Origin of the sequence: Fischerella major NIES-592 (genome assembly GCF_001904645.1) — a bacterium.
Taxonomy (GTDB): Bacteria; Cyanobacteriota; Cyanobacteriia; order Cyanobacteriales; family Nostocaceae; genus Fischerella; species Fischerella thermalis.
Genome location: NZ_MRCA01000010.1, coordinates 133,528 through 149,489 on the forward strand (window position 1 = coordinate 133,528; position 15,962 = coordinate 149,489).

16 protein-coding genes, 1 tRNA gene and 2 pseudogenes are annotated in these 15,962 nt (G+C 41.9%); 12 read left to right on the forward strand and 7 right to left on the reverse strand.

The window, feature by feature from the left end:
• Positions 1 to 340: 340 nt before the first annotated feature.
• The gene (gene dapA / locus NIES592_RS17525; protein ID WP_073556428.1) at positions 341 to 1,225 is read right to left on the reverse strand and encodes a 4-hydroxy-tetrahydrodipicolinate synthase; all 885 of its coding nucleotides are present in this window, start codon (positions 1,223 to 1,225) and stop codon (positions 341 to 343) included.
• A gap of 139 nt (positions 1,226 to 1,364) precedes the next feature.
• Positions 1,365 to 2,408, reverse strand: a complete 1,044-nt coding sequence (locus NIES592_RS17530; protein WP_073556429.1) for an aspartate-semialdehyde dehydrogenase — start codon at positions 2,406 to 2,408, stop codon at positions 1,365 to 1,367.
• Between the two features lie 609 nt (positions 2,409 to 3,017).
• On the opposite strand from NIES592_RS17530, the gene tig reads away from it, so the two are divergent.
• From tig to NIES592_RS17550, 4 genes are all read left to right on the forward strand, one after another.
• Positions 3,018 to 4,439: a trigger factor gene (gene tig, locus NIES592_RS17535; protein WP_073556430.1), complete on the forward strand. Its 1,422-nt coding sequence runs from the start codon at positions 3,018 to 3,020 to the stop codon at positions 4,437 to 4,439.
• Between the two features lie 220 nt (positions 4,440 to 4,659).
• Positions 4,660 to 5,355: an ATP-dependent Clp endopeptidase proteolytic subunit ClpP gene (gene clpP, locus NIES592_RS17540; protein ID WP_009457966.1), complete on the forward strand. Its 696-nt coding sequence runs from the start codon at positions 4,660 to 4,662 to the stop codon at positions 5,353 to 5,355.
• Between the two features lie 9 nt (positions 5,356 to 5,364).
• Positions 5,365 to 6,705, forward strand: a complete 1,341-nt coding sequence (gene clpX, locus NIES592_RS17545; RefSeq protein ID WP_062245271.1) for an ATP-dependent protease ATP-binding subunit ClpX — start codon at positions 5,365 to 5,367, stop codon at positions 6,703 to 6,705.
• A gap of 120 nt (positions 6,706 to 6,825) precedes the next feature.
• Entirely contained in the window at positions 6,826 to 7,737 is a 912-nt protein-coding gene (locus tag NIES592_RS17550; protein ID WP_073556448.1) for an alpha/beta fold hydrolase, read from the forward strand.
• Between the two features lie 73 nt (positions 7,738 to 7,810).
• Here NIES592_RS17550 and NIES592_RS17555 read toward each other — a convergent pair whose 3' ends face one another.
• Positions 7,811 to 8,797, reverse strand: a complete 987-nt coding sequence (locus tag NIES592_RS17555; RefSeq protein WP_009457963.1) for a GntR family transcriptional regulator — start codon at positions 8,795 to 8,797, stop codon at positions 7,811 to 7,813.
• Positions 8,798 to 9,107: 310 nt separating this feature from the next.
• On the opposite strand from NIES592_RS17555, the gene NIES592_RS17560 reads away from it, so the two are divergent.
• Both NIES592_RS17560 and NIES592_RS17565 read left to right on the forward strand, forming a co-directional pair.
• Positions 9,108 to 9,854: a dienelactone hydrolase family protein gene (locus NIES592_RS17560; RefSeq protein ID WP_073556431.1), complete on the forward strand. Its 747-nt coding sequence runs from the start codon at positions 9,108 to 9,110 to the stop codon at positions 9,852 to 9,854.
• Positions 9,855 to 9,960: 106 nt separating this feature from the next.
• Entirely contained in the window at positions 9,961 to 10,863 is a 903-nt protein-coding gene (locus NIES592_RS17565; protein WP_062245261.1) for a S1 RNA-binding domain-containing protein, read from the forward strand.
• Between the two features lie 112 nt (positions 10,864 to 10,975).
• Here NIES592_RS17565 and NIES592_RS17570 read toward each other — a convergent pair whose 3' ends face one another.
• Positions 10,976 to 11,452, reverse strand: a complete 477-nt coding sequence (locus NIES592_RS17570) for a hypothetical protein (protein ID WP_062245258.1) — start codon at positions 11,450 to 11,452, stop codon at positions 10,976 to 10,978.
• Positions 11,453 to 11,650: 198 nt separating this feature from the next.
• Between NIES592_RS17570 and NIES592_RS17575 the strand changes: the two genes are divergently transcribed.
• From NIES592_RS17575 to NIES592_RS17595, 6 genes and pseudogenes are all read left to right on the forward strand, one after another.
• Complete coding sequence (locus NIES592_RS17575; RefSeq protein WP_009457959.1) at positions 11,651 to 11,863, forward strand: helix-turn-helix domain-containing protein; 213 nt, start codon at positions 11,651 to 11,653, stop codon at positions 11,861 to 11,863.
• Positions 11,864 to 11,874: 11 nt separating this feature from the next.
• A complete protein-coding gene (locus tag NIES592_RS26310) occupies positions 11,875 to 12,084 on the forward strand; it encodes a hypothetical protein (protein WP_371915106.1) in 210 nt (69 codons plus the stop codon).
• Entirely contained in the window at positions 12,059 to 12,550 is a 492-nt protein-coding gene (locus NIES592_RS17580; RefSeq protein ID WP_371915107.1) for a phosphatase PAP2 family protein, read from the forward strand. The genes NIES592_RS26310 and NIES592_RS17580 overlap by 26 nt, the downstream gene beginning before the upstream one ends.
• Before the next feature lie 80 nt (positions 12,551 to 12,630).
• Positions 12,631 to 12,876: a hypothetical protein gene (locus NIES592_RS17585; RefSeq protein WP_062245254.1), complete on the forward strand. Its 246-nt coding sequence runs from the start codon at positions 12,631 to 12,633 to the stop codon at positions 12,874 to 12,876.
• A 19-nt stretch (positions 12,877 to 12,895) separates the two neighbouring features.
• Positions 12,896 to 13,225, forward strand: a complete 330-nt coding sequence (locus tag NIES592_RS17590; protein ID WP_062245251.1) for a type II toxin-antitoxin system PemK/MazF family toxin — start codon at positions 12,896 to 12,898, stop codon at positions 13,223 to 13,225.
• 237 nt (positions 13,226 to 13,462) lie between these two features.
• Positions 13,463 to 13,678 (forward strand): annotated as a pseudogene (locus NIES592_RS17595) (four helix bundle protein); the annotation flags it as partial.
• Between the two features lie 310 nt (positions 13,679 to 13,988).
• Here the strand turns inward: NIES592_RS17595 and NIES592_RS17600 are convergent.
• The 3 genes and pseudogenes from NIES592_RS17600 to NIES592_RS17610 all read right to left on the reverse strand — a co-directional run.
• Positions 13,989 to 14,073, reverse strand: a tRNA-Ser gene (locus NIES592_RS17600).
• Positions 14,074 to 14,146: 73 nt separating this feature from the next.
• The gene (locus NIES592_RS17605; protein WP_073556432.1) at positions 14,147 to 15,103 is read right to left on the reverse strand and encodes a TIGR04168 family protein; all 957 of its coding nucleotides are present in this window, start codon (positions 15,101 to 15,103) and stop codon (positions 14,147 to 14,149) included.
• A gap of 75 nt (positions 15,104 to 15,178) precedes the next feature.
• Positions 15,179 to 15,919, reverse strand: a pseudogene (locus tag NIES592_RS17610) (hypothetical protein); the annotation flags it as partial.
• Positions 15,920 to 15,962 lie beyond the last annotated feature (43 nt).

The following is a 15,962-nucleotide window of genomic DNA, read 5'->3' on the forward strand; positions in this document are numbered from 1 at the left end:
TGAAGACAGTTCAAAGTATCTGTCTATTAAAAGTTCAGCGAGAAGGTGATTGAGTATGGCAGAAAAAATAAGTAACAAATTGATAATTTTTAATGTTTTATGAAATTAACTTTTTTCCTCCAACATAGTCATCTTCTGCTTTCTTGTAGTCCTGTTTTTATGAGCTTGTTTATTGCTTAGATATTTTTGATAAAAATAACTCTACACCAAAGAATTTATTAGTAATTTTTCTGTGGTAACATAGGCTTTTTGTATGCCACACTTTCAAAATTACTGAGAATTATTATTAAATTCTTCTAATGTATCTTTGAGTGCCAAAGTAGGTTAGATGCCAGTTTTATTAGATAAGATTAAGTTCCTTCATCACAACTTCCAACTTCTGAGTAACTTTTGCGTCAGCTTCGCACAAAGGCGGACGCGTTGAACCAACTTGCCAGTTTTGAAGTTGTAATGCTTTTTTAACTGGAATGGGATTTGTGGTTACAAACAAAGCTTTAAATATTGGAAAAAGCCGCAGATGAATGTCTATAGCGACCTTCATTTGACCCGAATTAAAGGCCTGAATCATCTGTTGTAGTTCATTACCTACAAGATGAGAAGCTACACTAACAACACCCTTAGCGCCAACTGCTAACAGTGGCAATGTTAAAGAATCATCTCCAGAGTAAATCTGAAATTCTGTTGGTGTCAAGCGACGGATTTCACTTGCTTGATCCAGATTTCCACTTGCTTCTTTTATACCAACAATGTTTTTAATTTCAGCTAACCGAGCAACTGTTTCCGAACTGAGGTTTTGAGCTGTACGACCCGGTACATTGTATAACAAAATCGGCAAGTCACCAGCTGCTTGAGCTATGGCTTGAAAATGTTGGTAAAGTCCCTCTTGTGGTGGCTTATTGTAGTACGGAACAACTTGTAAAGCACCGTGTACTCCTATTTTAGCTGCTTTTTGAGTAGCGGCGATCGCTTCTTTGGTGGAATTGGAACCGCATCCTGCTATTACAAGTGCTTTTCCTGCTACCGCTTCTAACACAACGGAAAATAGCTGATATTCTTCCTCCCAACTTAATGTAGGAGATTCTCCAGTTGTGCCACACACCACCACTGTATCAGTACCGTTATTTGCTAGATGCTCTGCTAGTTTCGCTGCTACATCATAGTTAACACTGCCGTCTTCTTTAAACGGCGTAATCATTGCGGTTAAAACTCTACCAAAATCTACCACCCTATTTTTACTCCTGATTTTTTGTTTTTGTGTTTTGGTGGTTCTTTATTGTAATAACCTATTTGCAAATTACTTTCAAGGGTAGATTATTGTTTGTTGGTTGTCGGTTGGTTACCAATTACCAATTACGAATTACCCGTTACCCATTCACCAATGAAGGAATTGGTTTAAGTAAACTTTTTTCTACTAATAATTCCGCAATTTGTACAGCATTCAATGCAGCTCCTTTGCGGATTTGATCACCACATAACCACAGTTCCAAACCGCAAGCATGGGAAATATCCTGACGTATTCTACCAACTAAAACTTCATCAATTCCGGTGGCATCAAAGGGCATGGGAAAGTAATTTTTCTGCCAATCTTCCATCAATTTTATACCAGGAGATTTACTTAAAATTTCTCTGGCTTCATCTGGAGTAAATGGACTTTCAAATTCTAGATTAATCGCTTCTGAGTGAGCGCGCAGTACGGGAACCCGTACACAGGTAGCAGTAATTCTTATCTGTTGATCACCGAAGATTTTCCGTGTTTCGTTGACCATCTTCATTTCTTCTTCGCAGTATCCCCAATCATTTAATGGGGAATTGTGCGGAAATAAATTGAAAGCCAAGGGATAAGGAAAGACTTCCGCAGTTGGTTGTTTGCCTTCTAATATAGCTCTAGCTTGAGCTTGGACTTCTGCCATTGCTTTTGCACCCGCACCACTGGCAGATTGATATGTAGCTGCAACAATACGTTTGATGGGTTTGATTTGGTGTAGAGGCCACACTGCTACCGCCATTAAAATTGTGGTGCAGTTGGGGTTAGCAATAATACCTTTGTGGTTTGCTGCTGCTTGGGGGTTAACCTCAGGAACAACTAAAGGTACTTCTTCCTTCATGCGAAACGCACTGGAATTATCGATAACAATTGCACCTTTTTCTGTGGCTATCGGCGCCCAAGTTTTGGAGGTGGAACCTCCAGCACTCGCTAGCACTATATCGACATTTTCAAAGGCGCGATCGCTAACTGGCTCTACTAATAAATCTTCTCCTTTAAACGTTAGTTTTTGCCCTGCACTACGTTCTGATGCTAATAACTTTAATTCTGAAACCGGGAAATTACGACTTTCTAATAATTCCAACAACTCCCTGCCGACAGCACCAGTCGCACCCAAAATAGCTACACAATAGGAATTAGACAAACTGGCTTCCTCCTTGAAGTTTCTTTTTGAATTTTTGAGTCAATTTACAATTTACGCATCTATTAAAACTAGAGACTCTTAATAATTTTACGGAGCTTGATGATTTACCTTAATAAAGTTTATTTATTAATTTAATACATTTGTTTTTTACTGTTACAAAACCTATATTGTACTTTACAACAATTAATAACTATTAATTTCTTTAATATTTTATAGATCGTATATTATACAGCAAGATCCCTTTTTAGTGTTAGTCATTTTACTATGGCTCGATATTAACTGAGCAAAATGCTTATAAGCAGCCATTATTAACTGTGTATACAGGATAAATAAAAATATGACTCTGACGACACCCCAATACCCTCACTTCCCTACACCCCTTTGTTAGGGTTATAGATACGTAAACTGAATTTGCGCTAAAGTGTCAAGAGCTTTCGCATTAGCAGTAAACTGGATCTCTGTTCATCAACATAGATTCAATAAAGCTGATCAAGCCTTGTGGGTAGATTTTCTGCCAATGAGGAACAGCCGAGCAAACGAGAAGTTTGACGTCTGTTGTAGAAGCAATAAGTAAAAAAATACTAGCAGAAAGCAAATAGAGACTAAAGCATGAAAGTTACCCAGGAAAAACTTCCCTCCAGTCAAATTGGTCTGGAAATAGAGATTACACCAGAAAAAACCAAGCAAACCTACGAACAAGTCATCCAAAATTTAAGCCGTTCTGCCAACATTCCTGGGTTTCGTAAAGGCAAGGTGCCACGGCAGATACTGCTACAGCGCCTAGGGACAACTCGAATTAAGGCAGCAGCGCTAGAAGAACTTATTCAAGATGGCATTACAGAAGCCGTCAAACAAGAAGATATCAAGGCGATCGGACAACCACAATTACGTTCATCGTTTGATGACTTGATTAATAATTATGAACCAGGTAAGCCCTTGACTTTTTCGGCGACTGTCGATGTGCCACCAGAAGTCAAGTTGAATCAGTACACTGATTTACATATCAAAGCTGAAGAAATCACCTACGACCCCGCCAAAGTGGATCAAGTCCTGGAAAATGAACGCCAACAAATGGCGACATTGATTCCTGTAGAAGGACGCCCAGCACAGTTGGGTGATATTGTCGTAGTTGATTTTAAAGGCGTACTAGCCAAAGCTGAAGGTGAAGACGAAGCAGCAGAACCAGAAGCAATACCTGGCGGTGAAGCCACTGATTTTCAAGTAGAGTTACAGGAAGACAAGTTTATCCCTGGTTTTGTCACAGGCATAGTGGGAATGAAGCCCACAGAAACCAAGGAAATTTCTGCAACTTTTCCAGAACCCTATGCCAATGAAGATTTAGCTGGAAAACCAGCTATTTTTACCGTAACGCTCAAAGAAATCAAAGAAAAAGAACTGCCAGAGTTGAATGATGACTTCGCCAAAGATGTCAGTGAAAAAGAGACTTTGGCTGAATTACGCACTGACCTAGAACATAAATTCCAAAAAGAAGCGGAACAAAAAACTAAAGAGAACAAGCAGGAAGCCCTGTTAAAGGAACTGCTCAAGCATGTAGAAATTGACTTGCCAGAAACAATGATTGAACGGGAAGTCGATAACATGCTCACACAAACAGCTATGCGTCTTGCACAGCAAGGGCTAGATGTTAAGAGGTTTTTTACTGCCGATGTGATTCCGCAATTACGTCAGCGTTCTCGTGATGAAGCCATAGAACGCCTCAAGCGAACCCTAGCCCTCGAAGAAATCGGCAAACGCGAGTCTATTCAAGTTACTGATGAAGAGATCGCCACCAAAGTCAAAGAACTTACCGAACAGTTATCTGGGCAAGATTATGACCCAGACCGACTGCAAGAATACGTCAAAGACGAACTGCTGACCGAAAAAACAATCGACTGGCTGCTGGAACATGCAACAGTTGAACTCGTACCCGAAGGTTCTTTGAGTGCAGAAGAAGAATCACCAGCCCCAACAGCCGAAAGCGAGGAACAGAACACCACAGATGCTGAGGAAATAGCACAAGAGACAGAATAAATTTGGGATAGGGGATCAGGGATTGGTGTTTATTCTCCCCCTTGTCTCCCTTCCCTTATCCGCTATTCCCTATCACCTATATTCATACTGTATTCACACGATAAGAAATTATATGAGGCATAATGGTTAACACATACCCAAAATAAAAAACCATTCGCTCATCACAGGCAGCATATGCTGTCTCACCCACTGTTAAATTAAAAGTCAAACATTTGTCTGTATGCTTGTATCGCAGTCGGGGAATTACCCAATTAGCAGTTTGAGTCCTTTTGAAATTCGCGCCCAGAACGGCCCGAGTAACATCGTGCCGATGGTGGTAGAGCAATCTGGCATGGGAGAACGGGCTTTTGATATCTACTCCCGCCTACTGCGAGAACGAATTATTTTCTTGGGAACGCCAATAGATGATACCGTTGCTAACTCCATCGTTGCTCAGTTATTGTTCCTAGACGCTGAAGATCCTGAAAAAGATATTCAGCTATACATTAATTCTCCTGGTGGCTCAGTATATGCAGGGATGGCGATATATGATACAATCCAGCAAATTCGCCCGGATGTTGTGACCATTTGCTTTGGATTAGCCGCTAGCATGGGAGCATTTTTACTAGCAGCAGGAACTGCGGGTAAACGTATGTCTTTACCTGATTCACGGATAATGATTCACCAACCCCTTGGTGGCGCTCAAGGGCAAGCAATTGACATAGAAATTCAAGCAAGGGAAATTCTTTACATTAAGGGCAAATTGAATCAGTTACTGGCACACCATACTGGTCAACCATTAGAAAGAATAGAAGCTGATACTGACCGGGACTTTTTCATGTCGGCTGAAGAAGCAAAAAATTATGGACTGATCGATCAGGTCATCACCAGGCAAAATCTTCCCGCAGCAGGGGAAAACGTCACCATTCTGAAATAAGAGGCTGGTATGTCTAAGTACGACTCCCATTTAAAATGTTCGTTTTGTGGTAAGTCTCAGGAGCAGGTGCGTAAATTAATCGCTGGACCGGGAGTCTATATCTGCGATGAATGCGTTGACTTGTGTAATGAAATTCTAGATGAAGAGTTGCTTGACACAAACAGTGCTGCGTCGCAACCAGCACAACGGTCAGAAGCTCCTCAGAAACGCCGTGCCCGCTCCACGAGTCTCTCGTTCAACCAAATCCCTAAACCACGAGAGATTAAAAAGTATCTAGACGAACATGTAATCGGGCAAGACGAAGCCAAAAAAGTATTATCAGTAGCAGTTTACAATCACTATAAGCGACTGGCGATCGTTCAGTCTAAAAACAACGGCAAGGGAACAACCGATGATGCCGTTGAACTGCAAAAGTCCAATATTCTTCTAATTGGCCCTACAGGTTGTGGCAAAACTCTTCTTGCCCAAACTCTGGCAAAAATTCTGGATGTACCCTTTGCTGTGGCTGACGCTACTACCCTAACAGAAGCAGGGTATGTGGGCGAAGATGTGGAAAATATTTTGTTGCGACTGCTGCAAGTAGCAGATTTGGATGTCGAAGAAGCGCAACGGGGAATTATCTACATCGACGAAATCGATAAAATTGCTCGCAAGAGTGAAAATCCCTCGATTACACGGGATGTATCTGGTGAAGGCGTACAGCAAGCTTTGTTGAAAATGCTGGAAGGGACAGTTGCCAACGTACCCCCCCAAGGCGGACGTAAGCACCCCTACCAAGACTGCATCCAGATTGACACTAGCAATATCTTGTTCATCTGCGGTGGTGCTTTTGTTGGCTTAGAGAAGGTTGTAGAGCAGAGAACTGGTAAAAAGTCAATAGGCTTTGTGCAACCAGGGGAAGGTCAAACAAAAGAAAAGCGGGCAGCAGATACTCTGCGGCATCTAGAACCAGATGATCTAGTCAAATTTGGCATGATACCCGAATTCATTGGGCGTGTGCCAATGGTGGCAGTGGTAGATCCGCTGGATGAAGAAGCACTGATGGCGATATTGACTCAACCACGTAGTGCCTTAGTCAAGCAGTACCAAAAACTGCTGAAGATGGATAACGTCCAGTTAGAGTTTAAACCGGAAGCTTTACGAGCGATCGCTCAAGAAGCCTACCGTCGTAAAACTGGTGCAAGGGCATTACGGGGTATTGTCGAAGAGCTGATGCTGGAAGTGATGTATGAGTTGCCGTCTCGTAAAGACGTCAGTCGCTGTACAGTCACACGGGAAATGGTAGAGAAGCGTTCCACTGCTGAGCTATTAGTGCATCCTTCTTCCCTACCCAAGCCAGAATCAGCATAAACTAAAGATACGGGGACACGGCAACAAGGTGACACAGGGAAAAAAGATTCTGAGCCTCCCCATTTCCCAATGCCCCTAAGTTCCCCACCTGTGACTACTCCTCACCACCTCCTCTTGGAGATGTCTTACATTAATGTCCGTGGCGTAGAGCATTATTACGAGTGGATACGAAAACCATCCATTATTTCTCAACCTAAACCAGTGATGGTTTTTGTACACGGTTGGGCTGGTTCCGCTAGGTACTGGCAAAGTACTGCAACAGCTTTATTGGAAGAATTTGATTGTCTGCTTTATGATTTACGAGGGTTTGGACGTTCGAGTGGTAAGCCGACTGCTGTCACTAAAGCTAGTGAAGTCGTTGCTGAGTCCGATTCTCCCCAGGAAGAATTACAAGCACTTGCACAATTAACCTACGAATTAGAAGAATACGCCCACGACTTAGCAGCGTTGTTGAATGAATTACAAATTCGACGTGCTTACATTCATGCCCATTCTATGGGTGCTTCCATCGCTACTCTATTTATTAACCGCTACCCAGAACGAGTAGAAAAAGCAATTCTCACCTGTAGTGGTGTTTTTGAGTACGACGAAAAAGCCTTTGCAGCCTTTCATAAATTCGGTAGCTACGTCGTCAAATTTCGTCCCCAATGGTTAGCAAAAATACCTTTAGTAGATAGAATGTTTATGGCACGGTTTCTGCATCGCCCTATACCAACAGCAGAAAGGCGTGCTTTCTTACAAGATTTTCTCCTCGCTGATTACGATGCAGCTTTAGGCACAATTTTTACTTCTGTCAGTAAAGCTGCTGCTGAATTAATGCCCCAGGAATTTACTAAAATCACTGTGCCGACGCTGCTAGTGTCAGGAGAATATGACAAAATTATTCCTGCCGAAATGGGACGTCAGGCAGCAAAACTGAATCAAGCAGTTGAATATGTGATGATTCCTGGAACTGCTCATTTTCCAATGTTGGAAGATGCACCAACTTACCTGCAACGGGTGCGGGAATTTTTGTCAAGGGTTAATGGTTAATAGTATTTTATGTGTTTTTATGTGTTTGGTTGTTGTTTATTGGTAGTTGGTTGGAACAAACAACAAACAACTATTAACCCAATCCTAATTCTCTTTTCAGCAAATTAATCGATGTAGTACCGATATAATTTTCACCACACATGAGTTTGGGTGGACGAATAATATCTTCAACACAGTTGTGTAAAGCTGCTTGTGCCGCAGCAAAACTAGGTTTGTCTGTGCTAAAAATTACCTGCGCCCGCTTGACCATTGCTTGAAGTTTATAACTATCTTTTGGTTGTGAAGTCATCACGAGTATTTCATCTCCCCGTAGACCGTGGAGAATAACTTCTGCGGCTCGAAGCCAGCCAGAACTTAAACTGACTATACCAATACAGCTGTCTTTTGGTAGGTTTTTCAAAAGATTGAACTCTTTAGCGTAGTCTTGGATATCTAAGGGAATTACCCGCACCGCTTTCGGGGCAGCAATCACTTCTACTTCACCGATAAAATATCGACTGGTGACAACTGTAGCAGAGGAAGTTTTATCAAGTACAGCAGGTAATTCTTCCATTGTGACTAGCTGTACTGGTATTTTGAGGCTTTGTTCTAATTCATACACCATTAATTCTCCAGCACCAATATCACCAGCTGGAACAGCTACTAATACTCGGGCGCTACAACGCAAGCGCCAGTCTATTTCCGCCAAAAAGATCTCTCGTGCTTGATTGAGTGAACAGCCGTGAGACAGCAACTCATCAAGTGCTTGTTGCACAACCTTGTATGCTTGGGGATTTTCTTTGAGAATCGGTGATTGCAGTTTACTACCACCTTCATGGCCTTGGGCGCGGACGTAAATACCTGAACCAGCAAGACTTTCTACCAGTCCGTCATCTTCGAGTTGGCGGTAAACCTTGCTAATGGTATTACGGTGTAGCCCAGTTTGCATAGCCAGCGCCCGTGTACTCGGCAATTTATAACCAGGGGGATATTGCCGAGAGGCGATCGCAAACCTAATTTGATTAAACAGTTGAGTAGATGCGGGAATTTCACTGTCTGGCTGAATACGGAACTGAATCATCACCGAGCCTCCCAAGATGCTGGTATAAGAAGGCAGCTAGGCTGCAAGCAGAAAGCTACAAAGCTTATATAATTTGGTTTTTTAGCCTTTTTGACTGCATAGTTATTTTTGCCACACTGCATGAGAGCATACTGTAACCAGCTACAAATTTTACTTGTTAAATATTTTATTTATATATTCAAATTATTCGAGGGAAATTTATAGTACGATAGTGCGTTCATTACCAGTAGTTGATAATTTGATTTGGAATAACCTAGAGATACTTGCATAGGTATATCTAAAATAATACATAGTACTGGTAAAATTTGTGATGGCACAAGCAATCAATACCGCAACAGTTAATCTCTCACAAGCGGATTTGGAAATAGCTGCTTACTTAGCCCAGCCCCAAGAACCGGGTTCTTACCCAGGAATTATAGTATTGCAGGAAATTTTTGGCGTTAACTCCCACATCCGGGATGTTACAGAACGTATCGCTCGTGAAGGTTATGTAGCGATCGCACCGGCACTGTTTCAACGTGTCGCCCCCGGTTTTGAAACAGGTTACACACCAGCAGATATAGAAGTGGGTAGAGTCTATGCTTGGGGACAAAGCCAAGCATCGGAATTATTAAGTGATATTCAAAGTGCGATCGACTACCTCAAAACTTTACCGCACGTAAAAAAAGATGGTTTCGGCTGTATAGGTTTCTGTTTTGGTGGCCATGTCGCCTATCTAGCAGCCACTCTGCCAGATATTAAAGCTACTGCTTCCTTCTACGGCGCACGCATTACTAACGCCACACCAGGAGGGGGCGAGCCCACCATTACCCGTACAAAAGACATTTCCGGCACTCTCTATGCTTTCTTTGGTATGGAGGACGCTAGCATTCCTGCTGAACAGGTAGACCAAATTGAAGCAGAGTTAGAAAAATATAAAATTCCTCATCGCGTGTTTCGCTACGATGGAGCTGATCACGGATTTTTCTGTGACCAGCGTGGCAGCTATAATCCTAAAGCCGCCGCCGATGCTTGGGAACAGGTAAAACAACTGTTTGCACAGCAACTACAAAAATAGTCAATTGTCAAGGGTCAATTGTCAATTGTCAGAGTCATCAAAAACTCTTGACAATAAACAATATACTCTGGACTCTGGACTAATTAACAATTTGTCTTCACAGGTCATGAATTCTGAAACTAAACTTTCTCACAAAGCCGATTCATCGTTTTCACTAGATGATTTTGCCAAAGCACTGGAAAAACACGACTACCAGTTTCAAAAAGGACAGGTAGTACATGGGAAAGTATTCCAGTTAGATCCTGATGGTGCTTATGTGGATATTGGTGGCAAATCGTCTGCCTTTATTCCTCGTGAAGAGGCTGCTTTGAGAAATGTCACAGATTTGTCTGAGGTGCTACCGCTAAATGAGGAATTAGAATTTTTAATCATTCGCGAACAAGACGCCGAAGGTCAAGTCACTCTCTCACGGCGACAGTTGGAAATTAAATACATTTGGGAACGATTAGCCCAAATGCGGGAGAATTCTCAGACCGTAGAAGTGCGGGTATTAAACGTCAATAAAGGTGGTGTTACTGTTGATCTGCAAGGTTTACGGGGATTTATTCCGCGATCGCACCTGCTAGAACGTGATAATTTAGAATCTCTCAAAGGACAAACTCTGACTGTTAGTTTTTTAGAAATTGATCGCAATAACAAAAAACTTATACTTTCTCAGCGTTTAGCAACTCGTTCCGCTAGCTTCAGTACCTTTGAACTAGGCCAGTTGGTAGAAGGAAAAATTAGTGGTATCAGACCTTTTGGTGTATTTGTAGATATAGATGGCGTGAGTGCTTTACTTCATATCAAGCAGATCACTCAAAAATTTATTGACAATTTGGAAAAAGTATTCCAAGTTGGCCAGTCAATTAAAGCTGTAATTATTGATTTAGATGAGGGAAAAAATCGGGTTGCTGTCTCTACCAGAGTCTTAGAAAACTTCCCTGGTGAAGTATTGGAGAATATGGCCGAAGTGATGGCAAGTGCCGAAGCACGTGCAGAAAGAGCCAGGAAGAAGATTACTGAATAGTTTTAGTTAGTGGTTAGTGGTTAGTGGTTAGTGGTTAGTTGTTGGTTATTTCCAATGCCCAATTATTCATTAGCCATTACCAATTACCGACAAGGACGGATAATATAAATATTCAAGCGGAAATATATAACAACTCTTTTCGTAATTTCTGCAAACTTTCTTCATTAAATGCAAATTTAATTGACTCTAATAAATCACGCCAACTTTGCAGTGCAGGCTCTCCTGGAGCTTGCCAAAATTCCTCAGCAAAAAACTCTGTCCACCATTTAGGAGCTTGCTTTCTGTATTCTGGGTTTAACTGCTTTCGCCAACGCCTGCGCCATTTGGCCCTTTCTGCTTGAGTTGGTGGGCGGACTCCCACAATCGGCGGAAAATCTGCATAACTGACAAACTTACTCACACCCTTGGCATGGACGTAAACCATGTAGCGCCAGCATTCTATAACATAAATACTTTCTGGCTTGAGATTGAACATCAAGCAAACAGCTTCTTCTGTGACAAATCTGGCTAATGGGTTGATAGTTAGGGATTTGTGGACAATTTTTGATTCACGGATGACAATCGCTTTTGGTGTGGGTAATGATAACATATAGACAAATCCTTTTGAGATGGATACATCCAAATCCCTTCGCGGATAGCTTTTTACGGATGCTGTATCCGTTGAAAAAAGAGATTTGATTGAATGCGAATGCGATCGCCCTTCAGTTTCCTACACCGGGGGGAGATCGTTTTTTAATTTAAAGTGTAATAATTAAACGATAGAATTTCATCATTTGTCAAGATTAAGATGGGGTTGATTAGGCTACGAATTAGGGAATTTGCAGGTGAAAAAGGCTGGACGTTAAAAGATGTCTCTGACCGTTCGGGAGTAGCCTATAGTTCAGTGAGAGCTTACGCGCGATCGCCAGGGCTAGCAATGGTAGATTTTACCTCAATTTTGAAAATGGCGCGGGCATTGGATGTCATGATTGAAGACTTGGTTGAAGTAGTAGAAGAGTAGTTTGGTATTAGATGCGATGGCGGATTTTTTCCTTGATATTCAGCATTCGGTTGATGGGGCTGTTACTATCAGCCCTAGCTTTGTGGGTATTTGCTCAAATCGCCGACGAAGTTCTAGAACAAGAAACTCAAACGTTCGACCAAAGCATTTTACTGGCAATTCGGCAGATGCATACACCCATAGGCGATCGTAATAATGCTGGGTATCACTTTTCTGGGTGAACCAGTATTTTTGCTGCTGATTTGTTTGGGAATAGGGATAAGATTACTCTATTATCACCGTCGTTCGCAAGCAACCACTTTAGGTATAGCCGCAGTTGGTGCGATCGGCTTAAATTATTTAATAAAAGTACTATTTGGTAGAGCGCGCCCGCAACTGTGGAATCGTATCGTTGACGTCGGTCAATACAGCTTTCCTAGCGGTCATGCGATGATTTCATTAGTGATTTATGGTTTCATTGGCTATTTGATCGCAAAGCGATATCCTCGTTGGCGAGCATGGATTTTTACACTCACTATTATATTAATTATAGCAATTGGTTTTAGTCGGCTTTACTTAGGCGTACATTGGCCTACTGATGTCGTAGCTGGTTATGCGGCGGGTGTCGTCTGGTTGATGACCTGTATTCTGAGTTTGGAAATGTGGCGAATATACAGGAGTTCGGGTAGAAATTCACAATCTGATTAGCAAAGTCAAAATGATCGCCATCAAACAAGAACTTATAGATACACTGTAATTACACATTCGCAATGTGGAGTTGATGGTGTATGTATCGCCGCATTAATGTAACCTTACCCGATAAAACTTTAGAATTGCTAGACCAGTTTGCACCAAAAGGAGATAGAAGTCGCTTCACAGACGAAGCTATTCAAAATTACATTGCTCAAATTCACAGAGACAGACTACAACAGCAATTAAAAGAAGGTGCTATTCGTCGTGCAGAACGCGATCGCAATCTTGCAGAAGACTGGTTTGCTCTAGAGGAACAAGCATGGCAGCAAAACGCACAATAATTATCCTAAGCGTGGAGAAATCTATCTTGTAAGTTTTGACCCTACTTTTGGTGCTGAAATCCAAAAAACTCGTCCGGCGTTAGTGCTGCAAAATGATATAGCTAACGAGTACAGCCCAATCACGATTGTAGCTGCCATGACATCTCAATTTGATGAGACGCTCTATCCAACGGAAGTGTTGATTAAACCTCCAGAGGGCGCTGTAACAATAAATTCTGTTGTGTTGTTAAATCAAATCCGCTCTATTGATAAACAAAGATTAGTGAGGCAATTGGGTGAACTAAATCAAGAGACGATGGAACAAGTTAATCAGGCGATTCAGATTAGTTTGGGGTTAGTTGAAGTTTGATGATATCAGGTAAATTGGTATTCACCCTTGTCATAGCTTGACTTTTCACAAGAATTTACTGGTAATAGTAGCACGTTGATAGGAGAGAGGAGGAGCTATGGCGTTTATAAAAAATGATTACTCTACTGTCAGTTTTATGTAAGTAGGAGAACCGTAAAATTTCTTTAATTGATGTATTCTGTTTATAATATATGGATGTGTTTGAAAAATCTCAGACAGTTTTGATACGTCACTTGCATCAATATCTTTTTTTTGCTCCAAAAGAATGACAAACCAGGAGTAGCGCGAACCCTTGCTCAACAATTGTTAAGGTCAGGAACATCTATCGGAGCCAATGTAGAAGAAGCGCAAGCTGCACAAAGTAAAGCAGATTTTATTGGCAAAATGATGATTGCGCTCAAACAATCGCGTGAAACTCGGTATTGGCTAAGATTACTTGTTGCATCCGAAATAGCCCTGTTCTGTCACTCTCGGAAAACAATAATCTCAGCCAACTTCTGAGACTTTGATTTAATAAGGGTTTGAGGCTTTATTTTGTAACAGAAACTAAAATTTATAGACGAAAAGTGGAAACTAAAGCCCCGTAACTATTTGAGCGATTGGATTCTCCCAAAGTGACAAATGAGGGATAGTATCCCAAGAAAGGATTAGCCAACTCCAAACCGAAGCCGAAGAACTCACACGTATTCTTGGTGCAATCATAGTCTCCACTAAAGACTCCAAGTAGTGAGGTTCTGCCAATTTTTAATTTTTAATTGTTAAGCGGAGAGGGTGGGATTCGAACCCACGGATGCTTTCACATCACTCGATTTCAAGTCGAGCGCATTCGACCACTCTGCCACCTCTCCAAAAAAAGCTGCCGAAATATATTCGTCAGCCGTCAGCTAAAAAAGCTGACCAGTAAACCATTATAACTCAGATTCATGCAGTTTGCACTACTGAACGGGATTTTTCATACAAAATTTCTTCAGCCACTTTGTAGTCGTTGCCAACCCAGATACTAGAGGCTTGGGAAACTACACCATCTTCCAGTAGCACAATTGAAAAATTCCGCAATTTTTGACCATCAGTATCCACAATTCTTGGCACAGCTGCTGCATTCAAGTAAACTGTCCCCTCTGGACTTCTAAACACGCGCTTGCGCAACACTTTTTTGGTGTGTCGTAACGTGTGGTGCATATGACCAAATGTCACCAAAGGAACTGTTTTACCAGCAGTGAGAGTCAGAGAAATCGCCTCAGCTAAATCTGGATCGCCAAAATCACCACCGATAGGATGCCAATCTTTACCACAGGGATCTTCGGGGCGATCGCCTAACCCAGAAGGGCCATTATGACCAACAAAAATAATTGTCTCATAAGCAGCCTTTTTGACTGCGGCAAAAATCCGGGCGGCGGACTCATCCAGATCCGTGACACCATATCGTTCTTTGCAGATATCAGCGAATCGCCATTCTGGCCCACCCCAGCTAAAGGGACGTCCCCCCACCACTGTCAAGTTAAAAGCAGGAATATCCAGTTTCCCATAACCAACATGGGCTGCACCTAATAAATCTAACTGTTCCTGCACCCAATCTTCTTGAGAACGGTCGTAGGGACACTTTTTCCGTCCCCATTCTGTGGCAGTGTACCATGCATCGTGGTTTCCCATCACTGCTGCCTTGGGAATATCAAGGGATGCGATCGCTCTTACCACTTCTACCGACTCGTTACCAAAGTCTCCGACAAACAGCACTAAGTCAACACCAAGATGCTTGAGTGCATTAGCATCCTCCACTTCCCATTGATCGTGAACATCTCCAACTACAGCGATTTTCAATGTTTTTAAACTAGTTGTCTGACTGGTCATGCCACTTTCCTTGCCATATGCTTCCAGCATAGGCAATTCATAACGATTTTGGCACAACTCCCAAAATTGTCTTACAATCTCACCTGAATAATTGTATAGACGTGATTAGTCGTGTCTGTTCACACCATCATTATCAATTGCACTATAAACATCATCGGGTGCGAGTCCCAACCAAGGATCAGAACTGGGAGTTAAAAACAGTTCGGCGTAAACTTTTTCATTCAATGTGTCTAAATTACTTGTTTGATTACCCTGCACAAACCATTGATGAATTTGTCTGTGTAGCATGTATTCATTTCTCACTGTATCCAGAGCGATCGCAGTTTCAAAGTTACTTACCAGTCTCGCTAAACCGTCTTTTTGAGGATTAGCAGACTGAAACTTTTTCGCTCGCATTAAAGCAATACTGTTCTGATCTAGTTTGGCATCACTTGTATAAAGTCGGGCGATTCTATTCCAAGTTGCTTGATCAGTAATTTCTGAAGGATTGTTTTGTCCTGGTTGGAGTGTGTTCAGCAAGGGGCTTTCCACTCTCATTTTAGTTACTGCCAGTGATCCTGCAACAGTAGCATTGGGAGGTTCACTAGAATTACTGGGAAGTTCTACTAATTTTGGTGGCGACTGGATACCCAACTTTGATAAATCTGCTGTCCATTGGGTTTGGATCGCGTTAAGGCGATCGCGATGGTATTTTTGTAAAAAGGCCTCTTGTTGTGATTTGCCAAGCTTGCTATATTGTTTTGTCGCCACTTCCGCCTGCTGAAGTTGACGCAGAAAAGCTTTCGGTCCATACAATCCTGGAATAGCATCTATTGGACGACCGGAACTATCCAAGACGCAATAAATTTAATCGTTATTTGCGATCGCTTTCACGTTTGTGGTGAATATT

What these genes read in the sequence shown, in the direction of transcription:
- clpP (WP_009457966.1), top strand. Translation starts at nt 4,660, where the DNA reads ATGCTTGTATCGCAGTCGGGGAATTACCCAATTAGCAGTTTGAGTCCT.
- NIES592_RS17575 (WP_009457959.1), top strand. Translation starts at nt 11,651, where the DNA reads ATGGGGTTGATTAGGCTACGAATTAGGGAATTTGCAGGTGAAAAAGGC.
- NIES592_RS17550 (WP_073556448.1), top strand. Translation starts at nt 6,826, where the DNA reads ATGTCTTACATTAATGTCCGTGGCGTAGAGCATTATTACGAGTGGATA.
- NIES592_RS17570 (WP_062245258.1), bottom strand. Translation starts at nt 11,452, where the DNA reads ATGTTATCATTACCCACACCAAAAGCGATTGTCATCCGTGAATCAAAA.
- NIES592_RS17605 (WP_073556432.1), bottom strand. Translation starts at nt 15,103, where the DNA reads ATGCTGGAAGCATATGGCAAGGAAAGTGGCATGACCAGTCAGACAACT.
- NIES592_RS26310 (WP_371915106.1), top strand. Translation starts at nt 11,875, where the DNA reads ATGCGATGGCGGATTTTTTCCTTGATATTCAGCATTCGGTTGATGGGG.
- NIES592_RS17565 (WP_062245261.1), top strand. Translation starts at nt 9,961, where the DNA reads ATGAATTCTGAAACTAAACTTTCTCACAAAGCCGATTCATCGTTTTCA.
- NIES592_RS17555 (WP_009457963.1), bottom strand. Translation starts at nt 8,797, where the DNA reads ATGATTCAGTTCCGTATTCAGCCAGACAGTGAAATTCCCGCATCTACT.
- NIES592_RS17560 (WP_073556431.1), top strand. Translation starts at nt 9,108, where the DNA reads ATGGCACAAGCAATCAATACCGCAACAGTTAATCTCTCACAAGCGGAT.
- clpX (WP_062245271.1), top strand. Translation starts at nt 5,365, where the DNA reads ATGTCTAAGTACGACTCCCATTTAAAATGTTCGTTTTGTGGTAAGTCT.
- NIES592_RS17585 (WP_062245254.1), top strand. Translation starts at nt 12,631, where the DNA reads ATGTATCGCCGCATTAATGTAACCTTACCCGATAAAACTTTAGAATTG.
- NIES592_RS17580 (WP_371915107.1), top strand. Translation starts at nt 12,059, where the DNA reads ATGCTGGGTATCACTTTTCTGGGTGAACCAGTATTTTTGCTGCTGATT.
- tig (WP_073556430.1), top strand. Translation starts at nt 3,018, where the DNA reads ATGAAAGTTACCCAGGAAAAACTTCCCTCCAGTCAAATTGGTCTGGAA.